This window comes from Desulfovibrio sp. 3_1_syn3 (genome assembly GCF_000145315.2).
Taxonomy (GTDB): Bacteria; Desulfobacterota; Desulfovibrionia; order Desulfovibrionales; family Desulfovibrionaceae; genus Desulfovibrio; species Desulfovibrio fairfieldensis.
Window position 1 is genome coordinate 608,134 of the sequence record NZ_ADDR02000002.1, and the last position, 25,434, is coordinate 633,567.

Sequence of the window (25,434 nt, forward strand, 5' to 3'; positions counted from 1 at the left end):
TTTGCCTCCGGCGTTCAGGCCGTCGGAGTTTGTTGACGGAATCAGCATTGCCCCGCGCGGACGGAGTTCGCTTCCGGGCAGGGGCAATGGGGCGGCAACAACACCGCTCCGCAAAAGCCCGCGGGCTTTTGCCCCACAGCAACGGAAAAATCATGGATAAGCCCAGTACGACACACATCGGGCGGATGTCTTCCGCCGTTCCCGGCAATCTTGAAGGACAGGCCCCCTCCGGAGCGACCCGATCCGATCCGGCTGCGCGGTCCGTCTCCGGTCAGGCCGCTTCCCCCGATACGCATGATGCGCATGGCGCGCCGCGTGAGGACGGGCAGCACGCCGCGCCGCATGCCGCCACGCTCACGGGGTCCGTCGCCTCAGCCCTGAGGGCGCGTTCCGCCGTGGCGGGCATGGCCGCCCCTGCTTCCGGGGAGGAAGCCAAAGTCCCTCCGGCCGCAAGCGACAAGGCTGCCGCTTCCCACTCCGGCGAGACCGGCGCGCCGTCCGCCCCTGATGCCGCTGCCCCTGATGCTCCCGACGCCCGCGACGCGGCGCAGGCCCCGGCCAAGGGGAAGGCCATGGGGCCGTTGCGCCCCTCGGATGTGGATTTCATGCCCGGCCTGCTGCGCAGCCTGTCCGTGCTTTTGCGCCTGCGGGGCAAGGCGGTTTCGCCGCAATTTCTGATGGCCGGGCTCACCGGCAGCAGGGTGACGCCGCAGGCCTGCCTGCGAGCGGCGCGCAAGGCGGGGCTTTCGGGCCGGATTGCCTTCCGCCCCGTGCTGGAAGACATCCCCACCCTGGTGCTGCCCTGCATTCTTCTGCTTACCAAAGACCGCTCCTGCGTGCTCACGGCTTTGCGGGGGGACACGGCGGAAGTGATCTTTCCCGAAATCAGCGACAGCGCGCAAAGCGTGCCCCTGGCCGCCCTCAAGGAGGAATATTCCGGGTATGCCCTCTTTGCCGCCGTGCAGGCCGCGCCCGACGAGCGCGCGGAAAAGCTGACCCTGTCCAAGGGCAAGCGCTGGTTCTGGGACGTGTTGCGCTACTACGCGCCCATTTACCGCCATGTGGCCCTGGCAAGCGTGGTCATCAACCTCATCGCCGTGGCCAGCCCGCTCTTTGTCATGAACGTCTACGACCGCGTGGTGCCCAACAACGCCACGGAGACGCTCTGGGTGCTGGCCGTGGGCATTCTGATCATCTACCTGTTCAACTTCCTGCTCTCGTCCCTGCGCACCCATTTTGTGGATGTGGCCGGGCGCAACGCGGACATCGTGCTTTCCAGCACCTTGGTGGACAAAGTGCTTTCCATGCGCCTGGACGCCAAGCCGGAATCCACCGGGGCCATGGTCAACAATCTGCGCGAATTCGAGCAGTTGCGCGAATTTTTCAGCTCGTCCAGCCTGCTGGCCTGCATCGACCTGCCGTTTCTGGTGATTTTTCTGCTGCTGATCGGCTTTATCGGCGGGCCGCTGGTCTTCCTGCCCCTCGCGGCCATCCCCATACTGCTGGGCGTGGGCCTGCTCCTGCAACACCGCTCCCGCCGGTGCGCCGAAGCCAGCTACAAGCAGAACATGCAGAAAAACGCCCTGCTGGTGGAAATCGTGGGCGGCCTGGAAACCCTCAAGTCCTGCATGGCGGAAAGCCGCATGCAGCGGCTCTGGGAGTCGGTGGTGGGGCTTTCCGCCAAATCCACCAGCGAGGCCCGCAAATACAACAACCTGGCCATCACGGCCTCCATGCTCATCACCCAGATCGTGACCGTGGCCATGATCGTCTGGGGCGTGTACCGGATCACCGACGGCCTGATGACCATGGGCGCGCTCATCGGCTGCAATATTCTGGTGGGCCGGACCATGGCCCCGTTGCTCCAGATGGCTTCGCTGCTCACCCGCATGCAGAATTCGCACGTGACCCTCAAGGCTCTGGACATGCTCATGGAGCTGCCGTCGGAGAATCAGGCCGAGCGGACCTGCATGGATTTCGGCATGCTGCGGCCTTCCTTCACCATGGAGAACGTCTCCTTCGCCTATCCCCGTTCCGAGCGGCTGGCTCTGGACCGCGTGTCCCTGCACATCGAGCCGGGCGAACGGGTGGGCATCATCGGGCCCATGGGCTCGGGCAAGAGCACGCTGTCCAAGCTGCTGATCGGCCTGTACCAGCCCAAGGATGGGGCCGTGAAATTCGGGGATGTGGACATCCGCCAGATTCCCAGTTCGGACCTGCGGGGCAGGGTGGGCGTGCTGCCGCAGGACGTGGTGCTTTTTTACGGCAGCGTGCGGGACAATATCGCCCTGGGCGACCCCTCCATCAACGACCATCTGATTCTGCGCGCCGCGGCCCTGGCCGGGGTGACGGACTTTTTGCGCAACAATCCCGCGGGCTTCGCGGCCCAGGTGGGCGAGCAGGGCAAGGCGCTTTCCGGCGGGCAGCGGCAGTCCGTGGCCCTGGCCCGCGCCCTGGTGCGCGACCCGGAAGTGCTGATCCTGGACGAGCCCACCAGCAATATGGACACGGATTCCGAACTGATGCTCCAGAAGCGCCTGCAAACCGTTATGGACGGGCGCACTGTGGTGCTGGTCACACACCGTTTGTCCATGCTGCGCATTGTGGAACGCCTGATCGTCATGGAAAACGGCCAGATCAAGATGGACGGCCCGCGCGACATGGTGCTCCAGCGCCTGCGCGAACGCTCCCGGCAAAGCATGAACGCCGCCGGCAACGGTGAACGGCCCGCGCGTACGCGACCGGTGGAGAACTGAGATGCAGCTGAGTTCCGGTAAAAAGAATGCTCCGGCGGCCGTGGAGGAAGAACGCCGTCCTCGGGCGGAAGCGGACTCCGGCGGGGAAATGCCCGCCATGCCCGGCGCGGCCCATGCGGCTGATGCCGCTACGCCCTTTGCCGCCATGCTGGACGAACGCGCCGCGCGCGCCACGGATCTTGCCGCCTGGAAAGGGGAAAAATCCCCGGCTGCGGAGCCCGCTCCGACGGCATGGGCTCCGCAGCCGGGCGGTTCCGTGCCGGAACCGCCGCTGGAAGTTCCTGAAGGCGGAATTCCGCAAAAGCTGACGGATTTCATGCCGCTGATGCCCGGTGCTTCAGGCGCGGCAGGGAAGAGTGCTTCAACGTCCCGGACCCCGCAGAGCCCGGAGGCCGGAACCGATCTTCCGCCCATGCCCGAACCCATGCTGCCGTCCGAGGATGAGCTTGCGGCCCTGGCTCTGGCCGGGGCCAAGGACACGGCGGCAAAGGGCGGCGGCGCGCTGTCCTTTTTGCGCGCCCTGTTCGTGGGCGACGAGCATGAGCAAAGGCCGGACCATAGTCTGATCCAGTCCATCCGCGAGGCCGTGCTCCACAAGGGCAAAAGCGGCGAGACCGGCGGGGAGGGCGGAGCGGATGCGCCCGCCGGACCCGGAACGCCCGGGGCCGGGCCGGGTTCCCATTCCGGTCCGAACGCGGGCCCGGATGCGGGCCCCAATGCCGGTTTGTTCGCGGCCATGGACGCGCCCCTGCACGGGCTCACCCCCGACGACATCCAGTTTGCCGGCGAAGTGGACGCCGCTCTGGCCCGGCGGCCGCGTTTCGGCGTGCGCGCCCTTTCGATCACCGTGGCGGTGATGTTCGCCTGCCTGCTGGTCTGGGCGGCTTTTGCCAAGGTCGACGAGGTGACCCATGCCGAGGGCCAGGTGGTGGGCTCGCAACGCACCCAGACCATTCAGAACCTGGAAGGCGGCATTCTGCGCGCCGTGCTGGTGCGTGAAGGGCAGATCGTGAACAAGGGCGACGTGCTGGCCCAACTGGACAATGAGCTGGCCGAATCCTCCTACCGCGACGCCGTGAACAAGGCCATGGAAAACAGCCTGGCTATTGCCCGCCTGGAAGCGGAACTCAAGGACCAGCGCCCTGTTTTCCCCGAAGACCTTCAGGACTGGGCCGCCAGACTCACCGGCCACAAGGTGGATGAGAACACGCTGGCCCGCGCCCGGCAGATCATCCGCGACCAGGAAAACGCCTGGCAGTCGCGCCAGAACCAGCTCAATGCCGAAATCGAGGTGCTCAAGTCCCAGTATGATCAGCGGCGGCACGATGTGGAAGAGCAGATTGCCCGCAAGACCCAGCTGGACCGCAGTCTGGCCCTGTCCATCGAGCAGCGCGACACGGCTTATGCCCTGGTGCAGCGCAACAACTTTTCGCGTATGGAATACCTGGGCCTGCAACAGAAGGTCGTGGAACTCCAGGGCCAGATAGACATGCTGGCGGCCAGCATTCCCAAGGCCCAGGCCGCCGCCGAGGAATCGAAGCAGCGCATCGCCTCGCGCAGGGCGGAGCAGAATGCGGCCATCACCGAGGAAATCAACAAGCGCCGTCTGGAACTGAACTCCCTGCGTGAAACACTGGCCGCGGGCAGCGACCGCGTGACCCGTACGGAACTGCGCACCCCGGTGCGCGGCACGGTGAAGCAGATCTACATCAACACCGTGGGCGGCGTGGTCAAGCCCGGCGAACCCATCATGGATATCGTGCCTCTGGACGACACCCTGCTGGTGGAAGCCAAGGTCAGCCCCAAGGACGTGGCTTTTCTGCGGCCCGGCCAGGAGGTGATGGTCAAGGTTTCGGCCTATGATTTCTCCATCTACGGCGGCCTGGAGGGCAAGCTGGAGTCCATCAGCGCCGACACCATCGAAGACAAGAAGGGCAACTATCATTATCTGGTCAAGGTGCGCACGCAAAAGACGGCCATCACCTACCACAATGAAGTGCTGCCCATTATTCCCGGCATGATCGTGACCGCGGACATTCTGATCGGCAAAAAGACGGTGCTCGACTATCTGCTCAAGCCCATTCTGAAAGCCAAGCAGAATGCGCTGCGAGAGCGTTGAGTCGTTACGTAAGGAAAACATCATGGCACAGGATTCCTCAACTCAAAGCTCGCGCCGCAAGCGGCGCACCGCGCTGATCATGCTGGCCTTGCTGGTGCTGGTGGCGGTCGCCGCGGCCGTGGCCGCGCACTGGATTCTGCAGACTTCCCAAAAGCGGCTGCTGCGGGACATGGAACAGAACATGAGCACCCAGGCGGGCAACAAGGTGGCTTTGCTCACGGTCTGGTCCGGCACGCTCAAGGGCCAGGTGGAAGCCTTTGCCGGCCTGGACCTGCTGCGCCTGTTCGCGGCCGAGGCGGACGCCTCCAGGATTCCGGCGGAAAAACTGCTGGAACTGGCCCAACGGCCGGAGCATGACGTGCCCCCGCCGCCGGAAATTCTGCCTGAAATGCCCTCGGGTTTTTCCACGGATTTGACGGAGCCGGGCGGCGCGGCTTCAGGCGGGGGCGGCTACGCGGGCGATCCCGATCCCCTGGACAGCCTGGCTCCGCGCCTGCCCATGATGCTCAGGCAGTTGAAGGATTTTATCGAGAAAAACAGCCTCTGGGGCGCGTATCTGCTGAACGCGAATCTTGAGGTTTATCTGGCTCCGTCCGATGCGCCGCAATTCAGCGAGGACCAGCGGTCTTTTCTGGCAACCGTGCTGCAAACCCGGCGGCCCGTCATGCTGCCCGTGCGCCGCCAGGAGGGCGAACTGGTCATGGACATGGCCTTTCCGGTCTTCGCGCCCCTCTATGTGGATGCCTCGGGCGAGAGGGTGGTTTCCATCCTGGTGGCTACCTATAATGTGCTGCCCGTGGCCAGGGCCATCACCCGTACCGGCGACGACGGCATATTCAGTTCCGGCATCGTTCAGGCCCACCGGCAGGACGTGCGGCTCATCAATCCCGCCGCGCGTTCCGGTTCGCTGGAGCTGCCCGGCTGGCGCCTGGACGGCGGCCGTCTGCCCTTGAGCCTGCGCGACGAGCCCACGGCCAAGGGCGGGGAAGTGCGGGCTTATACCCTGGCCCTGCCCGTGCCGGGCATGCCCTGGCTGGTCATGCAGGGCGTGGACGCGGCCCAGGCCGAGGCCCAGTACGCGGACTTCCGCAAAAACGTGCTGATCGCCGCCGGACTGGTGACGGCCCTGGCCGGCATCGTACTGGTGGCCCTGTGGTGGTGGCTGGTGGGCCGCCAGGAACGCGCCGTGGCCGACCAGATGCGCCGCCTCTATCTGGTGGTCAACCAGCAGAAGCAGATCATGGACGGGGTCAATTCCGCGCTGTCGGCGGGCATTGTGCTCAATGACCTGAGCGGCGTGATCTATTATGCCAACCAGAGTTACGCCCGGATGACGGGCCTGAGCGTGGAGCAATTGCGCGGCCTGCCCCACAGCCAGTTGCCGCCGGATCTGGCCCGCAGCCTGGTGACGCATACCCTGGCCGTGAACCAGACGGAAGGCATGGCCAGCTTTACCGAAGCCCTGCCCGTGGAAGGGCAGGCGCGCCATTTCCTTACGGCCTGCTCGCCCTTCCGGGACGACAAGGGCCGGATGTCGGGCGTGGTTTCGGTGTACAGCGACATTACCGAACTGGTGCTGGCCCAGCAGCGCGCCCAGCATATGATCACCCAGACCGTGGCGGTCTTTGTGCGGGCCATCGAAGCCGTGGACCCCTATCTCTGCGGCCAGTCAACCTTCACGGCCCAGCTTTCCGTGACCCTGGCCTACTGCCTGGGCCTCAACGACGCCGAGACCCTGGCGACCCTGCGCACGGCGGCCAGCCTGTCCCAGATCGGCATGATCCAGCTGCCCAGTGAACTGCTGAACAAGACAGGCGCGCTTTCCGTCGAGGAACGGGCCCAGTTGCAGCGCCATGTGGACTACGCCCGGCGAGCCCTTACCGGCATTGATTTCGGCCTGCCCGTGCTGGAGGCCATCAGCCAGATGTATGAGCGGCTGGACGGCTCGGGCTATCCGGACGGGCTCAAGGGCGACCAGATCTGTCTCAACGCCCGCATCCTGGCCGTGGCCAATACCTTCTGCGCCCTGGTGCGGCCGCGCTCCTACCGCACGGCCCACGGTATGGAGCGGGCCATGGCAATTCTCAATGAGACGCCCCGCAAATATGATCCGCAGGTGGTGCGGGCTCTGCAGGGCTTTTTGCAGACCGGCCAAGGCCGGGAATTTTTGCAGAAGCTGCGCGAGGAAAAGAGCGGCGGCGGGGAGGACGAGGCCCGGAACAGCGGGGGAGAAGCGAGCGCTCAGCATGGGGCGGGCGGCATTCCGACATAAGGCGGCCATATGCGTATTTTATTTCTACACGGCTCCTTTCCCGGCCCGTTCCGGCTGTTGGCCCACAGTTTCGGGGCCGAGCAGGAAAACACGGTGCTCTTTCTGTCCGAAACCGGCCAGAAGGGGGGGCTGCCCGGCGTGCGCCGTCTGCGCCTGGCCCCGCCGCTCAACCACGCCGGCGACGACCCGGCCGAGCGCGAGGCCGTGCTCCGTTTCCGGCGCGGGGCCAGGGCGGGCAATGCCATGCTGGGCCTGCGCAAAGACGGCTTTGCGCCCGATCTGGTCTGCGCCTCGTCGTCCGCGGGCGGCAGCCTCTATGTACGGGATATTTTCCCCGAGGCATTCTATCTGGTGCGGGCGGACTGGTTTTACAACCAGGGGGAGAGCCATTGTTTTTTCAATCGGGGACGTCCCCGCCCCCCGGCGGACTTTGCCCCGGCCAGGGTGCGCAATCTCTGGGAATACAATGCCCTGGGCGACGCGGATCTGGCGACAATCTCCTCGGAATGGCAACGCGACCAGTACCCCGAATTTCTGGCGCAACGCCTCCGGGTGCTGCACAGCGGCGTGGACACGGCTTTTTTTTCACCCGCGCCCGTGGCGGGTTTTGCGGGCGGCGGCCTTGACCTTGCCGACACGGACGAGTTGATAAGTTTTTCCGGCCCGCTGCACGACGCGGCGCGCGGTTTCGCGCAGTTTACGCGTTGCCTGCCGCGCCTGCTGGAATTGCGCCCTTCCTGCCATGTGCTGGTGGCCTGGCCCGCGCCGGAGAGCCGTGGCGGCCGTTCCGGCGAGGAGGCCAAGCGGGGCGAGGCGGAAGCCCTGTGCCGGTGCCGCGAGGAACTGCCGCTTCCGCCCGAGGCCCGCGCCCGGGTGCATCTGCTGGGACCGCGCCCGCTGAATGAGTACCGCCGGATGTTGCGGGCCTCCACAGTGCACGTCTATCTGACGGCCCCGTATGCCCTGTCCACCGGCATTCTGGAGGCCATGGCCTGCGGCGGCCTGGTGGTGGGGTCGGACACCGCGCCCGTGCGCGAAGTGATCAGCCATGGGGTCAACGGTTTTCTCTGCGATTTCTGGGATGCGCGGGCCATGGCCGAAACCGTGGCCGGAGTGGCGGAGCGCGCGCCCCGGCTGGCCTTTATCGGACAGGAGGCGCGCAACGCCGTACGGCGGGACTATGACGCCGCCGTCCAGGTGGAACGTTTGCGGAAGCTGGTGCTGGAAAGCATGGCAGCGCGGAACGGAGCTGCCTGAAAATCTTCTTCGCCTGGAAACGGTTGCCCTGAAACGCCGAGCCGCCCGGCACGGATTCAAAAAAATCCGAGCCGGGCGGCAATTTTCAGCATCCTGAGGCAAACCAGCTCAGAGGGGACTTACACCGGCAGCCGGGCTCCCTTTTGCAGAAGTTGTTCAAAATCCCGTCCGGGCATGGGCTTGGCGTAGAAAAAGCCCTGGGCGTTGCGGCAGCCCAACTGGATGAGGATCTCCGCCTGCTCCCCGGTTTCCACTCCTTCGCAAATGACCGACATGCCCAGTTCCGTAGCCATGCGGATGACATTGCTGAGCACGATCTGTTCCCGCGTGCCGAGGATGTTGCGCTGGACAAAGCTGCGGTCCAGCTTGAGCACGTCGGCCATGATCTGCTGGATCTGCCCCAGTGAGGAATAGCCGGAACCGAAATCGTCGATGGCAATCAGGAAGCCGCGTTCCTTCAGTTGCATGATCTGGGCGCAGGCGGATTCCGGGTTGCGCATGATGGAACTCTCGGTGATTTCCACTTCCAGCAGCGCGTGGGGCACTTCATAGCGGGCGGCGATGTCCGCCAGTTGCTGCGGGAAATCCGCACGGTCGAAATGCAGGCTGGAAAAGTTGCAGGAAACCCTATGAATGGGCAGCCCCTGCTTGCTCCACTGCTTCAGAGCCTTGCAGACCTGTTCGAAAACGTAGATGTCGATCTGGACCACCGCGCCGTTGCGCTCGAACAGGGGCATGAAGCTGCCCGGCATGAGCAGGCCGCGCGCCGGGTGGTTCCAGCGCACCAGTGCTTCGCTGCCGTTGATTTCACCGCTGGGCATGTCCACCTTGGGCTGGAACCATGCTGTCAGTTCGCCCTGTTCCAGGGCATTTTCCAGGTGGCCGCTCAATTCCTGTTGCAACAGGGCGTCTTGGCGCATTTTTTCGTCATAGAGCACCAGGGGGCCGCGCATGGTCAGCTTGGCGTTTCTGCGGGCGTAGTTGGCCAGGTCCAGCATGAGATGGATGTTGTGCTTTTCCGCGGCATTGACCAAGTATACGCCGAAGACCGTGCCTATTTTGTAGGGCATGCCCCAGGCGTAGCGCCAGACGTCCAGAGACTGGGCCATGTCCTTGGTCCGGGCCGCCAGTTGTTCCCAGCCGTGATAGCGCAGCATCAGGATGAAGTGGTCCGCGGACACGCGGGCGCAACGCTCGTCCTGGCCGACGCTGTCCCGCAGAATGGCCGCGTAGGCGCGGAGCAGTTCGTCGCCCACGGCAAAGCCGAAGTTGTCGTTGATGATCTTGAACTGGCTGATGTCGCCGTAGAGCAGGGCATATTCATGTTCGGTTCCGCCCAGCAGGCGGCCGCATTCCGTGTAGAATTTGTCGAGATTGTCCAGGCCGGTCAGGCGGTCGCGATAGAGCAGGGACTGAATCTGCGCGCTGTGTCTGGACTTGATGGCCAGACTGTAGGCCAGCAGCAAAATAATCAGCCCGCACACCGCCCCGATGCCGCTGATGACTTCCGCCGGGTGTTCGGCCACAAAATCCCGCAGTCTGATGCTGCGGGGTTTGATGGCGTTTTTCAGCACCAGATCGTCCATCTCTTCCGTGGACGTGTACTGGACGCATTTGTCCAGAATGGCGAACAGCCTGGGATCGGCATGGCGGGAGACGCCGATGCGCAACTCGCCGGTGAAATTGCCCAGGGGCGTGGCGTCAAGGACGGCGTAGCGCGGCTCGGCCCGCAAGTAGTTGACGATGTGGGTGTTGGCGTAGGCGGCGTCGGCCTTGCCCGCCAGCAGGGCGTCAAAACACTCCTCCACGGTGTCATAGTAGAGAATGCGCTTGCCGGGATTGTCCTGGGTGATTTTTTGGGAAAGCCAGTAGCCCTCTTGCAGGGCGATGGTTTTGATCTCACCGGCCCCGCGCGGGCGGACCAGCAGGGCGGGCGTGCTCAGATACTCGCCGGTGGCGTTGAGCTGATAGCGCTCGTTCCAGAGATAGTCGCCGGTAAGCGTGCAGACCACGTCGATTTCGCCCTTGGAGGCCATCTCCAGGGCCTGGTTTTGGGGCATGGGCTCAAAATGGAAGGTCAGGCCGCTTTCATTTGTGATATGTTTGAAGAGGTCCGCCACCACGCCGGAAAAAAGTCCTGTTCTGGGGTCCGTGTATTCCAAAGGAGCCCAGGTCGGGTCATAGGCGGCCCTGATGACCGGCTTGCGCGCGATAAAGGCTTCTTCCTGCTCGGTAAACACAGGTTTCTGCTCCGCGCTGACCGAAAAATATTTGGCGTGCAGGCGCAGGGCGTAATAGGGATCGCGCAGCGAGATGACGTTCATGGCCTTGTTGATGCGGGCCAGGAGGTCCGGCCTGTCCTTGGCCACGGCAATGTACATGGGTTCCGCGGAGAACTGGGCCACGCTGCGGAAGACGCTGTTGCGGCCGAGGTGGGTAATGGCCACGCCGTCCAGGGTTTTGTCCGCCAGGGCGGCCAGCAGCGTGCCGGTTTCCGCATAGGGAATAATGGTCAGGTCGAGATTGTTGTCCCGGCAGTACTGGCGGAATTTTTCGCCGTCCTTGCTGTTGGCGATGATACCGACTTTCATGCCCTGGAAGGAGGCGAAATCTTCATAGGCGTAACGATTGTCGCCGATCCTGACATTGAGCGTGGTGAACAGGCTCAGCATGGGCAGCTCGGAAAAAAGCATCTTTTTGGCCCGCTCCGGCGTATAGTACACGGCAGGCAGGATGTCGATTTCGCCTTTTTCCAGCAGGGACAGGGTGTTTTCCCAACTCACGCCGTCCACCATGCGGTAGCGCAGACCGCTGAACTTGGCGATTTCCTGTAGATATTCAAAGTTGAAGCCGACATATTCGCCGGCCTGGTTACGGGACATGTAGTCCCCGTCCTCATAATAGCCGACGCGGACGGTTTCCATGCCTTCCGCGGCGCGCAACGGGAAAGGGGCCGACAGAACACAGATGGCCAGAAACACGCTCAGAATGCGCGAAACGGGAAACGTCATATGCCGGCTCTCTTCACTATGCTCTCTCTCTCTCTCTCTCTCTCTCTCTCTCTCTCTCTCTCTCTCTCTCTCGGCGTTCACGCGTCCTCCAGATCAGGAAAGCGCTTGCAGATGGCGGTAATCACTTCGTGGATTTCCATGAAAACATCCACCAGTTCCGGGTCGAAATGGCTTCCCGCGTCGTTGCGCAGGATGTCCAGAGCGTCTTTCACATCCCAGGCCTCTTTGTAGCAGCGCCGGGAAATAAGCGCGTCATAGACGTCGGCGATGGCCGTGATCCGGGCCTCCAGAGGAATGTCCGTACCGGACAGCAGGGGGTGCTTGTCCGAACCGGTATAGCCCGAGCCGTCCCATTTCTGATGGTGGTGCAGGGCGATGGTGTGGGCCAGCATATCCACATCCTGCGTGGCGTTCTCAAACAGCCGGGCGCCCATGACCGCATGCTTTTCCATGGTTCTGCGTTCCTCGGGCGTGAGGCGCCCGGGTTTTTTCAGAATGGCGTCGGGTATGCCCACCTTGCCCACGTCATGGAGCATGGCCGCCAGGCGCAAGCGGCCCTTGGCCGCGCGGATTTCCTCGGCGGTCAGGCCGTGTTTCTCCGCCCAGTGGTGGTAGATTTCAGCGGCCATGGCCCCCACCCGGCGCACATGGCTGGCCGTCTCGCGCGGGTCGCGCAACGAGGCCGTCCTGAGCATGCGCAGGATCAGGTCATTGGCCAGGCGCGCCCGTTCCAGGGAATTGCCTGCCAGCATCACCAGGCGGCCCACATAGCGTACCGTGTTGGGCGGGAAGGCCTGGATCCGGCCGTTTTTTACGCTGTTGATCAATTGCAGGACGCCGAGAATCCTGTTCTGCACGTCCGTAAAGGGCACGGTGAGCATGGAAACCGTGCGGTAGCCCGTGGCAAGGTCAAAGGCGTCGTTGAAGGCGTAGGGTTCGCTCTGGGGAATGGCGCGCACGTCCGGGATGTTCAGGACGCGGCCCGTGCAGGCCACAAAACCGGCGATGGAACCGGTGTCCAGGGGCAGGCTGGCGTTAAGGTAGGCGTATTTATTGGCTTCCGAGCCGGGAAACAGCGTGTCGTTGGCCGCGTAGGAAAAAACCAGGCTGTTGTTTTCCACCAGGTAGATGGTGCCCGCGTCGGCGTTGCTCAAGGCGCGGGCCTGGTTCAGAACGCTGTCCAGAACGACGTTGGTGTCGGAAAAGTGTGAAATGCGGTGGAAGAAATCGCAGAGCTTGCAGTTAATGGACTCCAGGCTTTCTTCCCGTTCTTCCATTTCACCGCCGTCAGCCGTGATCAGCATGCCCTGGCAGCCCAATTGGAGGGAAATGGGCAGACGGCAGTTTTCGCGCAGGGCGTCAAAGACCTTATCCAGCTCCCGGTCGCAGTAGGAAGGGTCGTAGTGGGTGTAGACCAGATGCTTGACGCCGCGCCCGGCCAGGAGCGCGGGCCATTGCTCCAGGGCGCTGTGCCCCCAGCCTTGGTGCAGGGGGTAGTCCTTGAGAAAATAATGCCCGTCCACCAAGGCCACATCCGCGCCGGCCATGAAATCCAGCAGGCGTTTTGTGGCCTCGCTGTCGCCCTTGTCGCCGCATTCGTGGTCGCCGGTAAAAACGAAGCTCCAGCCGTCGGCCTCAATGCGGTAGGCCGCGCAGGAACCGGGGTGGACCGTGGGACAGGTTTTCACCGTCATGTCGCCCACCTGGAATTGCTCGCCGGGCGTGAATTCCAGGATGGGCCGCCGGGGCAGTTCCCGCCAGGGCACGGGAAAATGTTTTTCGTCAAAAATTTCCAGCAGGTTTTGGGAAAAAGGGACGTCCTCGGCCAGAACGGGGCCGCGCAGGCTCAGTCGCCAGTTGGGATTGTAAAGCGGTTTGAAATGCGGCAGGCCCTGAAGGTGGTCCCAATGGGCGTGGCTGAAACAGATGGTGCAATCCGTGGGGATTTCATGGTCCATGCTGTCGCCCAGGGCGTGGATGCCGGTACCGGCATCCAGAATCAGGCGGCCGCCTGATTCGCTCCTGACTTCAATACAGGTCGTGTCGCCCCCGTAGCGCGTCATTTGCGGCGAGGACACGGGGACGGAACCTCGCGTCCCCCACAGCCGGATTTTCATATCAATCTCATTTGCTGTTAAATGTCCAGATACCATCCCAATTTTCGGGCGGGTCCGCACAAAGCGCCGCGCAACGGCCGCTGTATAATTCGTAAAGTACGTTACTCTCCGCAGAGGATTCGCGCAAGCGATCGAATAGTCGTCCGGCGTCGGCGAAATTCCCCCGTATATAGAGTTGCAGCGCTTCCCGGGCTGTGGCGAATTCCGCTTCGCGGCGCCGGGCCTCCTCCTGCTCATGCACGGAAAAGATGGCTACCGGCCTGGATTTGCCTTTGACCCGGATGCTGTCCAGGGCGCGGAAGTAAAAGGCCGCGCCGCAGCGCTCCGCCACGGCGCCGCTGACCATGACGCTAACCCCGTATTTGGCGCACATGCCCTCCAGGCGCGAGGCCAGATTGACCGTGTCGCCGATGCAGGTGTAGTCCAGCAGGTCCTCGGAACCCATATTGCCCACATAAACCGGTCCGCAGTGCAGGCCCGCGCCGATGCGCAGGCGCACGCCGAATTCCTTTTCCAGCGCGGGATTGAGCTCGCGCAGCAGGGCCTGCATGCGCACGGCGGCGGCCACGGCGCGCCGGGGATGGTCCGGCACGTCCAGGGGGGCGTTCCAGAAGGCCATGATGGCGTCGCCGATGAACTTGTCCAGCGTGCCGCCGCTGTCCCGCACACAGGCGGTCATGGGTGTGAAATAGCGGTTGAGCAGGGCCACCACCTGTTGCGGGTCCAGTTTTTCCGAGAGGCTGGTGAAGCCGCGTATGTCGGTGAACAGCACACTGACGTCGCGCTCCTCACCGGCGAAAATGTCGCCTTCGCGCGCGGCGATGCGGGCCACGACCTCCGGAGCCACATAGCGGCTGAAGGCTTGGCGCAGCACGCGCTTCTGTTTTTCCTCCTGCCAGAAGCGCATGGGCAGGATGCAGAGCCCCTGAGCCAGAATGGTCAGCACCACGTAGAGCGGGGAAATGAACTGGCCCTGGGCGAAGAGATGGCCGGAGCCCCAGATCGCGCCCCCTGCCAGGAGCAGACAGGCCGGGCCGTAAATAAAAGCCCGGGTAAAACTGAATATCAAAGCCGCGGCCAGACCGGCCAGCAGAATCGCCAGGGCCTGGATGCCGGGCGTGGCGTCCGGCTGCACGATGTGGTCCTGGTTCAGGATGGCGTCCACCACAGCGGCGTGCACCTCCACGCCGGGATAGACCGCGTCGAAGGGCGTGGCCCGAATATCCTGAAGTCCGGCCGCGGACGTGCCCACGAACACGACGCGCCCCTCCAGATGCTCCGGCGGCACGCGCTTTTCCAGAATGTCCACGGCGCTGTAATAGGGATAGACCCCGCGCGGGCCCTTGAAGGGCACGCGCATCAGGCCTTGCGCCGAAACCGGGACGCGGTAGGGCCCCAGCCGGATTTCCGTGAGGCCCTCGGGGCCGGAGCGCAGAATCATGGTTTTGACGTCCAGGCCGCGCATCAGGGCTCGCAGGGAGAGGTTGGCGTAAATATTGTCGCCCAGGCGGTAGAGCAGGGGCACTTCGCGCACCACGCCGTCAGTGCCGGGGGCCACGTTGATGGCCCCCACCGGCGCGGCCCGGCTGAAAGCGGGCAGGGGCAGCAGGGCCGACGTGGCGCGCAGCACGGTGTCGCGCGGCGGCGGCGCGCCCGCGGGCGTCTGCTCGGCCAGGCCCGTGGGCCGGGGCAGGGAGGAGGGCGGGCCTTTATACGGGTCGAACCGCATGAACACGCCGAGTACCGCGGGGCTGCGGGCCAGCGTCGCGGCCAGCACGGCATCGTTGTCCGCCAGGTCGGGAGGCAGTTTTTCCAGGTCGAGCTCCACCCCGAAATCCCTGTGCAGGCGCTGGCGCAGCAAATTGGGCGAACTGCGGTCCGGCTCGGCCAGCAGAATATCCAGGGCCACGGAGGCCGCGCCGTTTTGGGTCAGATTGTCGATAAGCCGGGCCACCAGGTAGCGGGGCCAGGGCCACTGGCCGTATGCGGCCAGGCTTTTTTCGTCGATGTCCACCACCACGGGCGCATCCGAGGGCGGCGGCGCCTGCCGGGAGGTCAGGAAAAGATCGTATATTTCATTGTCGAGCTGCCGGAGCAGGGGGGGCTGCAACAGGTACAGCAACAGCATCAGGCCGCTGACGGCCAGGCCGGGCAACAGGGCCTGGGCCGTGCGCCGCAAGGCCGGATGTCGGGATAATGGTCTGGACATGCTCCTCCGGCCCTCCTGGTGGCTGGTGCCTCACTCTGCCTCAAGGACGGCGAAGGTTCAAGGACGCGGTTCGGATACTCCTGAAGCCAAACTTGGGACGGGCGCGTAAAACTGGGGATAAAGGGTATGGAGCATTCTTGCACGCTGCTTCGAGCCGTGCGGAGATACCTGTTCCGATACGGCGCATGCGAATGCGCGGAGAGAAGCAGGCTCTTTGATGTGACAGGCAACGTTGCCTATGTACAGTGCGTTATTAAGCGGCGGAGTCCTTTCTGCCCGGTGGTTCTGTCGGGATGCGGGATAGTTGACAGTTTTTGATTTGTTATTCTATAATTATACAAGATGTGCTACTAGGCTGTGATTATGTACTAAAATTTTGAAGTACGGAGGCCGTCATGGAAAACGCCCTGGAATTCAAACCGGCAAGTACGCGTTATGATACGGGCAGAAAATTTAACGGCCGCATCATCTGGGGGCAGGATTTTCATTGTCCCCGCCTGCCCGCCTTTGCGGAAGGCGGTTTCGCCCATGGCATTGACGATGCGTATTTTTTCTGCGGCGCATCCGGAATCGGGCTGAGTTCGGTCAATGGAGAAAGTTTCATTTTCCCCTTTGCCGCGCCCGCTGATGGTGAAAATGTGGGCCTTATCGCAACTCCTACCCATGTTTTTGTAACTGTGGGAAGAGATCGCTCGCAATATTCCGCCTGCATCAGTGTCTTTTTCGTCACCAAAGGCGACTGATGTCGGAGTGAAAACGTGTCTTTTATCGGCGTGACGGCATGTATCCTCATCACACGGGCGGGGCCTGCGGCTCCGCCTTTTTCTACCGGTGCGGCGCTGAATAACGCCGTACTGTTCCAGAGAGCGGACACGCGAGGTCGTCTCTGGTTTTCAGTGCGCCGCCTCCGCGCCGTCAGCCTCAGAACGTCCAGGCCAGGCCCATATTGAAAGTATACTGCCGGTAAGTATAGAGCGGGGAGGAGGAGCGGGTGTCCACATACTGCACGCCGGCCTCCGCCTGGAGGCTGGAGGTCAGGTTGTACAGGGCGAACAGCCCGGTACGGCAGACCGTATCCCGGCGGTATTCCTGTTCCAGCACGGTGGCCGGGCCGTCATAGTTTTCGCGGCGCATGCTGGCAAAGGGCAACAGTTGAAATTTGTCCGTAACGTTGAGGCGCAGGCGCAGACTGGCCTCCAGGCCGTGGTAGCTGTAATCGGGGGTGTCCACGGCCGAGCCCAGGGCGCGCATCCCCAGGGTCATCTCATGGCCCGACGAACCCAGCAGCACACGCATGTATTCCCCCACCCACCAGTAGGTGCCGTCGCGGCCGATATCCTGCGTATAGACGCGTTTTTCCAGGGCGGCGCGGGTAATCATCTGCAGGTTGGGCAACACCGCCCAGACGAATGTGCCCTCCGGTCCCAGCACGCTCACGCGCTGGTCCAGGCTCTGGTCGGCCATTTCTCCCTTGATGCGCAGCTCGGCGAGGGTTCTGGAGGACATGTGCCGCAGGCCCAGCGCGGCACGGCCCCAGGAAAAGTCGTTGTTGACGGGCAACTTGGGATTGCCGTTCCAGCGCTTGAAAAAGGCGATGTCCGAAACGAGCCACCAGGGGCTGTCCTCTCCCAGCCGCCAGCCTGTGTCCAGCATGCCGTTGAGGTAGGAACCCCAGCTGTCCACGGCCTTGACCCCGTGCACGGTCAGATTGTCGAAAAGCCCGAGGCTCATCTTGTCCGAGGCCGGCCCTTGGTTGGCGTTGGAGTCGTACATGACGCCGCCGCTGATCCGGCCGTGGGCCTGGAAGCGGGATTGGGAATTTTCCAGATTGTCCAGAATGCGGGCAATGCGCGTTGCCGTAAGCGTCGGGTCGTACTGGCGGGCCAGGTCCAGTTCGCGGCGGGCCGCGTCCCTGTCGCCCAGGCGCAGATACACGTCGGCCAGGGAGCGGCGCAGCTTGGCGTCCGCCGGGTAGCGGTCGATAAGTCGCTCAAAGGCCAGCAGGGCCTGGGAATAGCGCCGGGTGCGGGCGGCAGCCAGGGCCAGGCCGTAATTGATCTCGTCATTGTCCGGCTCTTCGCGCAGCAGGCGCATGTAGAGCTGATAGGCCTCCTCGTAGCGGCCTTTGTTGACGAGCGTTTTGGCCTGGGCGCGGCTTTGGTCCAAAGCCAGATGGAGTGCGGGCAACGGTGCCGCCGTCGCCCGCAGAGAAAAGAACAGTAAAAGCACAACCCAGAGCGCGCAGAGATGCGGATGGCGAAGCATACGCCAACGCCACAAGCTTACGGAGAAACCTTGTCGCCGCTACCCACGCCGCTGACCTGACCTCCCGGTATGCCCGGATCACGAACTTCCCAGTGATTTACCTCCACATGGTCATTGTTGATGCTGCCGTTCATGGAGGCGCTGGCATTGGGATACAGGGAATCCAGGGTCGGCGTGAAATTTCCCACGTCAAAGGCTCCGTCGGTTCCCACCTGACCGGTGCCGTTGGTGCCTGTATAGGTGTTCTCTGGTCCACTGCCGGGATCAGCGGAGAGCGCGCCGACATGCATAAAACCGTTATCAATATTGCCGCTGCCCAGGTTGACGTCAAAGCTGAAGCTGCCGCCAATCCCTGAACTCTCGCTGACTCCATGAAGCCGGCCCTCGTAGCTGGCTTTGAGCGCGCCGGGGTTGTCCACTACACCGGGGGTGAGATCACCGCCGGCAATGACGTCCTCCACGGCGTTCCGCAGGGCCGTGTCATTACCGGCCTGATGCAGCGTGCTTCCGCCCTGGCCGCCCATATCGGAACCGGCGGCACTTTCTCCATTGGAGGCAGCGGGCGTGCCGCTGTCCGCCATTGCCGGAGCCGCGGCTTCGGAGGACGGCGCGGACTGCGCGCTTGCGGCCGCCGTGTTGCCCTGAGCGGCATTGCCGGTTGCGGCGGCGGTTTGCGGCGTCTGCGGGGCTTGGCGGGTCTGGCGCGTCACGGTCTGGACAGTGTTCATTTCAGCGGGCGTGGCCGGGCGCAGCACGTTGCCCGTGGCCCCCGCTTCCGTGGTCAGACCGGCTTTGGGCATTTCCGTGTGCTGGCCCGTTGCGGTATTGAACACACTGACACTGTGCCCCGCGCCCAATTGGCTGAGGATGAATTTGCTCTGGGAGGGGCTGCGCACGTCGGCGGTCAGGATAGTGCCGCGAATGCCCACCGTGGCGTGCGGCGTGGTGACTTTGAAACCTTCGCGGTTCCGCTCCACCACCTTCCCGGTGACCACCCGGGCCAGGCCCCGGCCCACGCCCAGGGCGAAGCTGGCCTTGGCCGGTCCGCCGAAGCTGAAATCAGCGATATTGACCATGCTGTCCGGTGCCACGGCCACCGTGGTGTCGTCGGCAAAAAGCACTTGCAGTTTGCCGGTGGCGTCGGTACTGACCTGGTCCTCTTTATACAGCGGATCTTTCAGTTTGAGGGGTGTGCGCGCATTCCCGCGCTGCACAAAGGCCCCCGGCGTCACGGCGATGACGCGCGCGGCTTCGGCGGGCCGGGAGGACGCGGCAAAGCCCGGAGCGGCAAGAGACAGGCTGAGACAACAGAGTGCTGCCCAGAAAAAGAGACGCTGGATAAACATACATGCCTCCGCGAAGGAGAAGAGTGCATCACGTTTGTTTCGTAGGAAAGAAACGGCAACAAGCCGACATTATTCACGCAAGGCACGATTGAAATGAGTGAATTGCTCTGGTGCCCGTGTAAGCGGACACCCGCGTTCGAGTGCAAGGAAAAACAGCCTGTCAGCGTTGCTGCCGGTATCCATACGGCTCGAGGACTCGCCAACGGCTAACGCTTCCGCGGCACGCGGGCGGCGTGGAGTTTGAAATGTATGACATTTCAAACGTAACATACTGTCAAAGAAGGAACACGCGTAAAGCTCCGTCGGTGCCGCATGAAAGCACGGAAACCACGGCCGCAAAGCCGGAACGGACAGTTTTTTAAGGCCTATACCCGGAACAGTGCCGTGTCAAGGCGGCGTCCCGGACGGCGGGAAACCGAGCTCAAGCCCGATTCCCCGCCGTCCGGCATCAGCTCTGCTTCATTTCCTGGATCAGAAGCGTAAGGCCCTGCGCCTGAGCAGCCAGATCCGAAACGGCCTTGGCCGCTTCGGCCATGGCATCGGCCGTCTGTCGGGACATGTCGTTGACCTGGACGATGGAATGGTTGATTTCCTCGCTGGCCGCCGATTGTTCCTCGCTGGCCGTGGCAATGGCGTTGACCTGGTCCGCCGTGCCCTCCACCGTGGTAACAATGGCTTCCAGAGCCTGGCCCGAGGCATTGGCGTATTCCGTGGCCTCTTCGATCCGGGCCACGGCGTCGTCCACCGAGGTCGTGCTCTTGGCCGTGCTTGCCTGAATGGCGCTGATGGCGTTGCCCACATCCTGGGTGGAGCTCATGGTCTTTTCAGCCAGTTTGCGCACCTCGTCGGCCACCACGGCAAAGCCGCGCCCGGCGTCGCCCGCGCGGGCCGCCTCAATGGCGGCGTTGAGCGCCAGCAGGTTGGTCTGGTCCGCGATGTCGGAAATCACGTTCATGATCCGGCTGATATCCTGGGCGTGTTCGTTGAGCTGTACCATGTCAGCTTTGAGTTCCACGGAAACCTGGTGCACCTTGTTGATGCTCTGCAGGGATTTTTCCACAATGCGCGCGCCGTCCTCGGCCTTGGCCTTGGTTTCGGCGGAAGCGCCGGAAGCCGCGCCGGCGTTTCTGGCGACTTCCTGCACGGTGGCGTTCATTTCGTTCATGGCCGTGGCCGCTTCGGAAAGGCGCTGGGCCGACTCCGCCGCGCCCCGGTCGGATTGCTCGATCTGGGCCGAAAGTTCGGTGGAGGCGGAAGAAACCACGCCGGCCACCTCTTCCAGTTTGTCGGCGGCGATCAGCATGGCCTCGGTCTTGGCCTGGGCCTGCTCTCCGGCGGCTTCCGCGCGGCGCATGGCCTCCTCGGCTTTGCGGGATTGTTCCCTGGCGTTTTCCGATTCCCGGCGGGCGGTTTCAATATGGCCCTCCAGGGCTTTGACCATGGCCACAATGGAGCCGTACACGCCGATTCGGGGGCTGCCGTCGTCAATATTGTAGTCGCCGTGTTCCACGCGCATGGCGATGTCGTTCAACTCGCCGGGGTCCTTGCCGAGCTGGCGGATGACGTTGCGCACGATCAACACGATCAGCACGATTGCGGCAAGGATGGCCGCGATGGTCAGGCCGATGCCGATGTTCCGGGCCTGGGTGTAGACCTCGTCGCCCCGGCGGTTGACCCTGTCGGCGTTGTCCGTGGCGTAGGCCACCAGGGCATTGATGGTGTCGCAGAGTTCGAGATATTCCTTGTTCGATTCATTGATCAGGAAATTCACGGCCTGCTCGTTTTTCTGCTCCCGCGACATGGTGAGCATTTTGTCCGAGCTGGCGAAGTAGTCCCGGCTTTCCTTCTTGACGTTATCCAGCTTTTCCCTGCCTTCCGGGGTGTGGATCAGGCCTTGCAGGGTGTTGAGATACGCGGAGAGCTTTTCCCGCCCTTGGGTGATTTCCTTGTCAAGGCGGGCGATGACCGCCGGGTCCGTAGCATAGATGTGCCGCACTTCGGCGATGCGGTGTTCCGACATGTCGTTGTTATATTGACCGGCCACACTGATGGTGGGGATGTTGCGGTGGGCCAGGGTGGTGACGAAGTCGTTGACCCTGTCCAGTTCCATCAGCAAAAATCCCGCCAGAATTGTCATCAGGATCGTCAGTACGGCCATGCTCAAACAGATTTTTGTCGACAGCTTCATGGCTGTTCCTCGCTAGAGTATATTTTATTGGGATATAGTGCCTTTTCAGCCGGGAAAGCGTGCGCTTCCCGCTGCGCCTCTTCTCCATCGGTCGGAAACGGTCTTTTTTATTTGCGGTGTTCACAAATGCCGCATGTCCCGCCCGGATATCAGAGCATTTATCGCTTGAAACGCTCTAAAAACAAAAAACACGGACGCATGGTCCGTGTTGTGCATGAATTTTCATAAAGACAAACAACCAGCCTCAGCCCGCCCCGGCGCTCGCCGCGCAAGGCTGTTCGCGCCGTTTTTTTCTTCGGCGTCTCTTGCTGGATACCACAGCGCCTGCCGCAAGACAACGGCATCCCTTAGCGGCCGGTCCGCGCGTGGATTCCATAAAAAACCCGCTGAAGTGAAACCTCAACGGACGCATAGGAGTCGAATATACAAGTTATTACATTGATATTATAAAATAAAATCATTCAATTTTTCTTTTATACCAACATATTCTATTGCTTCCCACTTTGCGGGAACACTCCCCGCCGTATGGTTGATTTTGTAAAATAACCCCTTAGAACCGGTCATAGGCGTCTGTTTTGTTGTGGGGAGTGGTCATCTGCTTACTCCTCACAAATATTCACCCAAGCGCGGATAGCCGGTGCGCGCCCAAGCGCTGTACTCCAGCGCGCCGAGTACCTTCGCCATATTGTCGGAATCAATATCGTCGGCGCTGGACTTGCTCAGGATAGCGGTGAGGGCGCAAAATGGGTCCAGAGCTTTTGCCAGAGTTTCCCTGTCGATGCCGCACGGTAGCGAATTTTCATCATTCTCCTTGTGCCGCCGGATCTCCCTGCCAATCAGCCCGGCGATGCTGAATGTTGTGGCATTACCGGGAATAAAGTTTTTCGAAGCGTCAGATTCTAAAAGCTCTGTTTTTTTTGAAACTCGTTTTCAGCAAAATCCATAATGGCTTGAAGATGGTGATATTCTTTTGTTTCGCTCACTGCTCGCACTCCTTTGTGGGCTCGGGATGATGTTTTTCCAGGAGCTGCATAAGCGTGTACGCGCCGTAGCCGCCGACCCTCTGAATTTCTAATTCCTTGCGCGCGCCATGTACCATCAAGCCAAGGAGGTTGCCGACGCTTCGGCAAAATTCCGCATCTCCCATGGAGAAGCCCCCTTCATCCTCATCATGAACGGTGGTTAACAAGCCGGCCAGCAGCCCAAAGGGATTGATGATTTTTCCGTCTATGCTTGTGGCCATGTCAGCGCGAGCTTCGTCTTCGGCTTTGGCAATGGCTCTGTTTCGCTCTATTTCGGCGGGAGTGGGGTTGGTGGACTCGACAGCGTCGATGGCGATGGAGACTCGTGCGTCCTCGCTGTACGGGGTGCGCTCAGAAGCTGTCTTTCCGGTGTCCATTATGCGCACACCTCCGGCGTAGCGGTTTGAAGCAGGGGGAGCAGAGTTTTAGCCTGTGCGATAAGGTGCGTCAGAGCAGAGGCGACCTGTCGCATGTCGTCGGTGGGCAGGGAGGCTTGCCGGTTTTTGTGAACAACCTTGCCGGTAGGTCCGATGGTCAGAGCAGAGAGAAAGGCCACAGCTTCATCCATTCTGGACTCGGGAAGAAGCCGGTGCTGTGGGATGGAGAAGTTCCGATTGAAAGCCGTCCAGGCTGATTTCCATGCCAGGGCGGCCGGAACGTGGGTCAGTTTGGCGAGCAGCAGTTCGGCAAGCTGTTCTCGTCGCGCCCTGGGGAGAACCTTGACCTGAAGAAAGGGGGTGAGGAGCGGAGGTTTGCGTGTGGCAACTCCTTTGGTCCAGTCATTCCACAGGGCGTCATCGCACTCGGCTTGATAGAGTTCGATTTTTTCCCGAAGTTCGGGGCGTACCTTCTTGGAGTTGATCGAAGCCATGAACGCGGGAAGCTTGCGCACGGGCATGCAAAGAGTCTGCTGATCTCCGCCTTCGGAAGGTAGCACCATCATGGTGATACCCCATCGCTCGTTGTTATCGGTGAGCTTGCGTTGTTGCGTCTGCCATGCCAGCCCCATGTTTTCAACAATGGGCTTCATGGGCGCCAAGGGTTCACCACCATGGGGAATGACGAAAATGATATCGCCGTGGAAAGTGACGGGGGAAAGGCTAGACATGATGCACCTCACTGGTTTGGGATTGGGAACAAAAAAGGCAGAACAACGCTCCCCGGCCCAGTGAGACCGCCGGGGCCTCTCGGACACCCGGACGTTGTTCCGCCAATATGTAACCAACGCCCGTTGAGGCGCTTTGGTGGCAGAAACTGAAAACGCCGCGATTTTCACCCGCTTGGGACGGGTAAAGGCTCCGGCAATGCCTCACTGGTTTAGGGAAGTCCAGCATGCCTTCCACCGTCGAGGCTGTCAGGGGGGCCGTCCGGGCGCTGAGGGTCGTGAGTTTTACGACCCTCCTCATGTGTTGTGCGCAAGAGTTGACCACGAGGGGATGCCTTGGATTCGTGCCGCCGAACTTGCCCGCGCCTTGGGGTATAAACGCGAAGACAAGATTGGCCGCCTTTACCAGCGCAACGCCGATGAATTCACGCCGGGCATGACGCAAGTCATTGAAATCCTCGCGGAACCCCATTTTGGAACACAGGGCAACATGATGTCTCATAGTGCCCTCCCTACCAGCCGGCCGCGGCAAACAGCGTAACGGGAAAGTCGATCCCGGCAGCTACGCCGTAATCATCTTCCTCCGCCTCGGGCATATAGCGGCGTATAACCTGGACCACAGTACAGGCGTCGCCGTCGTTGGTGTAATCGGTGACGCAGCTCTCAATCTCGTCCAGGCTGCGGGCCGGGCCGTTGAAGTCGCCGTCATCGGTCAGATTGTAATAGCCGGGGGCAAGCTCTTCGATCTGCTCGCGGCGAGTATCCAGCAAATGCCGGAGGCGGAGGTTTTCCGATTCAAGCTGTCGGATGCGCTCGTGAGCCTTCAGCAGGGAGGGGGGAATTGACGATTCCGCAGGGGTGTGGGAACTTGCCGTAGCCATTATTCGCGCCTCGCTAGTGTGGTTGATGGTTTGCCCGGTTGGTGTTCCAGCACCGCCGGGCGCTTTTATTTTTCGCCCTTGCTAATCCCGCCTTATGGCTTCTCTCGCACCTTCCTACTGATCCGCGTCCCCCGTATAGGGCTCCGCGTCGTTCGGGGCTCTGGAATCCTGCCCGGCGGGTTGCCGCTGGGGTTGAGCTTGGCACTCTGCCTGCTGGCGCTGTGACGAGCCTGTTTCCCCGTTGGCAATGTCATATTGCGTAATCGTAAAAATAAAGTCAATATAAATTTGTTTTTTCGTAAAAAATGATATAAAAAATCACGCCGGGAATTTCGGCGTGATGGCGGCCCGGTCAGCGGGCGCAAATTAAGGAGGACGAAGATGAGCGCAGAAACGAAAGCACCTCGGGTGAGGGGCGGAAAGGAGGAATGATGAAACTGGATCAGTTTATGAGAACGCTGAAAGAAACAGCGGCTTATGTGCGGCAGGGAGAGGGGGAAGAACGAAGGGACGGCATTGCTTGCCAGTTATGCCTGACTGCTGATGGTGAGGTCAGCAGCGAACAGACAGCCATCACCATCAGCTTTTTTGTGCGGGGCGCTATCTAAGGCCGATTTTTTTCGGCAATCGCATTTGAGTATCCTACGATTTTCTTTGCTTTCAATGTAGGCTGCCAAGAGTGCACAGACGCCTTCAACCTGAAATCGACAGGAAGGTTCTTTGCATTCCCAAAAGGCTCCCATTGGGACTTGATTCTGTTTGTTGACCAGTGGGCAGGTACGCATACTGTACATAGAAAATTCTCCTGATTAAAAATTGTCGGATACCCTTTCATATCAGGAGGCCCGGCCTTGGGGCAAACTCGGGGCCGGGCACAAAAGCCCCT

At 61.9% G+C, this 25,434-nt stretch carries 15 protein-coding genes; 6 read left to right on the plus strand and 9 right to left on the minus strand.

Translation table 11 applies throughout. From position 1 onward, the window contains the following. Positions 1-152 precede the first annotated feature (152 nt). The 4 genes from HMPREF0326_RS13915 to HMPREF0326_RS13930 are packed head-to-tail and all read left to right on the plus strand — an operon-like array spanning position 153 to position 8,404. On the plus strand, positions 153-2,756 hold the full coding sequence (locus HMPREF0326_RS13915) for a type I secretion system permease/ATPase (RefSeq protein ID WP_020990652.1): 2,604 nt from the start codon (positions 153-155) through the stop codon (positions 2,754-2,756). Between the two features lies 1 nt (position 2,757). Next, positions 2,758-4,875: an HlyD family type I secretion periplasmic adaptor subunit gene (locus HMPREF0326_RS13920; protein WP_020990653.1), complete on the plus strand. Its 2,118-nt coding sequence runs from the start codon at positions 2,758-2,760 to the stop codon at positions 4,873-4,875. Between the two features lie 22 nt (positions 4,876-4,897). Beyond that, positions 4,898-7,147 carry an HD domain-containing phosphohydrolase gene (locus HMPREF0326_RS13925; protein WP_020990654.1) on the plus strand — a complete coding sequence of 750 codons (2,250 nt, stop codon included), beginning with the start codon at positions 4,898-4,900 and terminating at the stop codon, positions 7,145-7,147. A 9-nt stretch (positions 7,148-7,156) separates the two neighbouring features. Beyond that, positions 7,157-8,404, plus strand: a complete 1,248-nt coding sequence (locus HMPREF0326_RS13930; RefSeq protein ID WP_020990655.1) for a glycosyltransferase — start codon at positions 7,157-7,159, stop codon at positions 8,402-8,404. A 119-nt stretch (positions 8,405-8,523) separates the two neighbouring features. On the opposite strand, the gene HMPREF0326_RS13935 is transcribed toward HMPREF0326_RS13930, so the two are convergent. The 3 genes from HMPREF0326_RS13935 to HMPREF0326_RS13945 form a co-directional block, all read right to left on the minus strand. Beyond that, positions 8,524-11,415 carry an EAL domain-containing protein gene (locus HMPREF0326_RS13935; RefSeq protein WP_008685632.1) on the minus strand — a complete coding sequence of 964 codons (2,892 nt, stop codon included), beginning with the start codon at positions 11,413-11,415 and terminating at the stop codon, positions 8,524-8,526. A 77-nt stretch (positions 11,416-11,492) separates the two neighbouring features. Beyond that, positions 11,493-13,532: an HD domain-containing phosphohydrolase gene (locus tag HMPREF0326_RS15655; RefSeq protein ID WP_020990657.1), complete on the minus strand. Its 2,040-nt coding sequence runs from the start codon at positions 13,530-13,532 to the stop codon at positions 11,493-11,495. A gap of 7 nt (positions 13,533-13,539) precedes the next feature. Beyond that, complete coding sequence (locus HMPREF0326_RS13945; RefSeq protein WP_020990658.1) at positions 13,540-15,741, minus strand: CHASE2 domain-containing protein; 2,202 nt, start codon at positions 15,739-15,741, stop codon at positions 13,540-13,542. Between the two features lie 395 nt (positions 15,742-16,136). Here HMPREF0326_RS13945 and HMPREF0326_RS13950 point away from each other — a divergent pair, with 395 nt between their 5' ends. After that, positions 16,137-16,484 (plus strand): hypothetical protein, encoded by a 348-nt coding sequence (locus HMPREF0326_RS13950; protein WP_008685626.1) that lies wholly within the window; start codon positions 16,137-16,139, stop codon positions 16,482-16,484. Between the two features lie 178 nt (positions 16,485-16,662). Here HMPREF0326_RS13950 and HMPREF0326_RS13955 read toward each other — a convergent pair whose 3' ends face one another. The 6 genes from HMPREF0326_RS13955 to HMPREF0326_RS13985 form a co-directional block, all read right to left on the minus strand. Next, positions 16,663-18,006: a tetratricopeptide repeat protein gene (locus tag HMPREF0326_RS13955; protein ID WP_008685624.1), complete on the minus strand. Its 1,344-nt coding sequence runs from the start codon at positions 18,004-18,006 to the stop codon at positions 16,663-16,665. 17 nt (positions 18,007-18,023) lie between these two features. After that, entirely contained in the window at positions 18,024-19,352 is a 1,329-nt protein-coding gene (locus tag HMPREF0326_RS13960) for a FecR family protein (protein WP_008685622.1), read from the minus strand. A gap of 448 nt (positions 19,353-19,800) precedes the next feature. Then, positions 19,801-21,540 (minus strand): HAMP domain-containing methyl-accepting chemotaxis protein, encoded by a 1,740-nt coding sequence (locus HMPREF0326_RS13965; protein WP_008685620.1) that lies wholly within the window; start codon positions 21,538-21,540, stop codon positions 19,801-19,803. Positions 21,541-22,519: 979 nt separating this feature from the next. Then, positions 22,520-22,939 (minus strand): hypothetical protein, encoded by a 420-nt coding sequence (locus HMPREF0326_RS13970; protein WP_020990659.1) that lies wholly within the window; start codon positions 22,937-22,939, stop codon positions 22,520-22,522. Beyond that, positions 22,939-23,670, minus strand: coding sequence for a phage antirepressor N-terminal domain-containing protein (locus HMPREF0326_RS15660; RefSeq protein ID WP_020990660.1), 732 nt, complete (start codon positions 23,668-23,670; stop codon positions 22,939-22,941). Before HMPREF0326_RS15660 ends, HMPREF0326_RS13970 begins: the two co-directional genes overlap by 1 nt. A 509-nt stretch (positions 23,671-24,179) precedes the next feature. Further along, positions 24,180-24,548, minus strand: a complete 369-nt coding sequence (locus HMPREF0326_RS13985) for a hypothetical protein (RefSeq protein ID WP_008685613.1) — start codon at positions 24,546-24,548, stop codon at positions 24,180-24,182. A gap of 431 nt (positions 24,549-24,979) precedes the next feature. Here HMPREF0326_RS13985 and HMPREF0326_RS17065 point away from each other — a divergent pair, with 431 nt between their 5' ends. Continuing rightward, entirely contained in the window at positions 24,980-25,156 is a 177-nt protein-coding gene (locus HMPREF0326_RS17065) for a hypothetical protein (protein WP_020990662.1), read from the plus strand. The last annotated feature ends 278 nt before the right edge of the window (positions 25,157-25,434 follow it).

What these genes read in the sequence shown, in the direction of transcription:
- HMPREF0326_RS13925 (WP_020990654.1), top strand. Translation starts at nt 4,898, where the DNA reads ATGGCACAGGATTCCTCAACTCAAAGCTCGCGCCGCAAGCGGCGCACC.
- HMPREF0326_RS13950 (WP_008685626.1), top strand. Translation starts at nt 16,137, where the DNA reads ATGGAAAACGCCCTGGAATTCAAACCGGCAAGTACGCGTTATGATACG.
- HMPREF0326_RS15655 (WP_020990657.1), bottom strand. Translation starts at nt 13,532, where the DNA reads ATGAAAATCCGGCTGTGGGGGACGCGAGGTTCCGTCCCCGTGTCCTCG.
- HMPREF0326_RS13970 (WP_020990659.1), bottom strand. Translation starts at nt 22,939, where the DNA reads ATGGACACCGGAAAGACAGCTTCTGAGCGCACCCCGTACAGCGAGGAC.
- HMPREF0326_RS13930 (WP_020990655.1), top strand. Translation starts at nt 7,157, where the DNA reads ATGCGTATTTTATTTCTACACGGCTCCTTTCCCGGCCCGTTCCGGCTG.
- HMPREF0326_RS13960 (WP_008685622.1), bottom strand. Translation starts at nt 19,352, where the DNA reads ATGTTTATCCAGCGTCTCTTTTTCTGGGCAGCACTCTGTTGTCTCAGC.
- HMPREF0326_RS13965 (WP_008685620.1), bottom strand. Translation starts at nt 21,540, where the DNA reads ATGAAGCTGTCGACAAAAATCTGTTTGAGCATGGCCGTACTGACGATC.
- HMPREF0326_RS13955 (WP_008685624.1), bottom strand. Translation starts at nt 18,006, where the DNA reads ATGCTTCGCCATCCGCATCTCTGCGCGCTCTGGGTTGTGCTTTTACTG.
- HMPREF0326_RS13920 (WP_020990653.1), top strand. Translation starts at nt 2,758, where the DNA reads ATGCAGCTGAGTTCCGGTAAAAAGAATGCTCCGGCGGCCGTGGAGGAA.
- HMPREF0326_RS13985 (WP_008685613.1), bottom strand. Translation starts at nt 24,548, where the DNA reads ATGGCTACGGCAAGTTCCCACACCCCTGCGGAATCGTCAATTCCCCCC.
- HMPREF0326_RS15660 (WP_020990660.1), bottom strand. Translation starts at nt 23,670, where the DNA reads ATGTCTAGCCTTTCCCCCGTCACTTTCCACGGCGATATCATTTTCGTC.
- HMPREF0326_RS13945 (WP_020990658.1), bottom strand. Translation starts at nt 15,741, where the DNA reads ATGTCCAGACCATTATCCCGACATCCGGCCTTGCGGCGCACGGCCCAG.
- HMPREF0326_RS13935 (WP_008685632.1), bottom strand. Translation starts at nt 11,415, where the DNA reads ATGACGTTTCCCGTTTCGCGCATTCTGAGCGTGTTTCTGGCCATCTGT.
- HMPREF0326_RS13915 (WP_020990652.1), top strand. Translation starts at nt 153, where the DNA reads ATGGATAAGCCCAGTACGACACACATCGGGCGGATGTCTTCCGCCGTT.
- HMPREF0326_RS17065 (WP_020990662.1), top strand. Translation starts at nt 24,980, where the DNA reads ATGAAACTGGATCAGTTTATGAGAACGCTGAAAGAAACAGCGGCTTAT.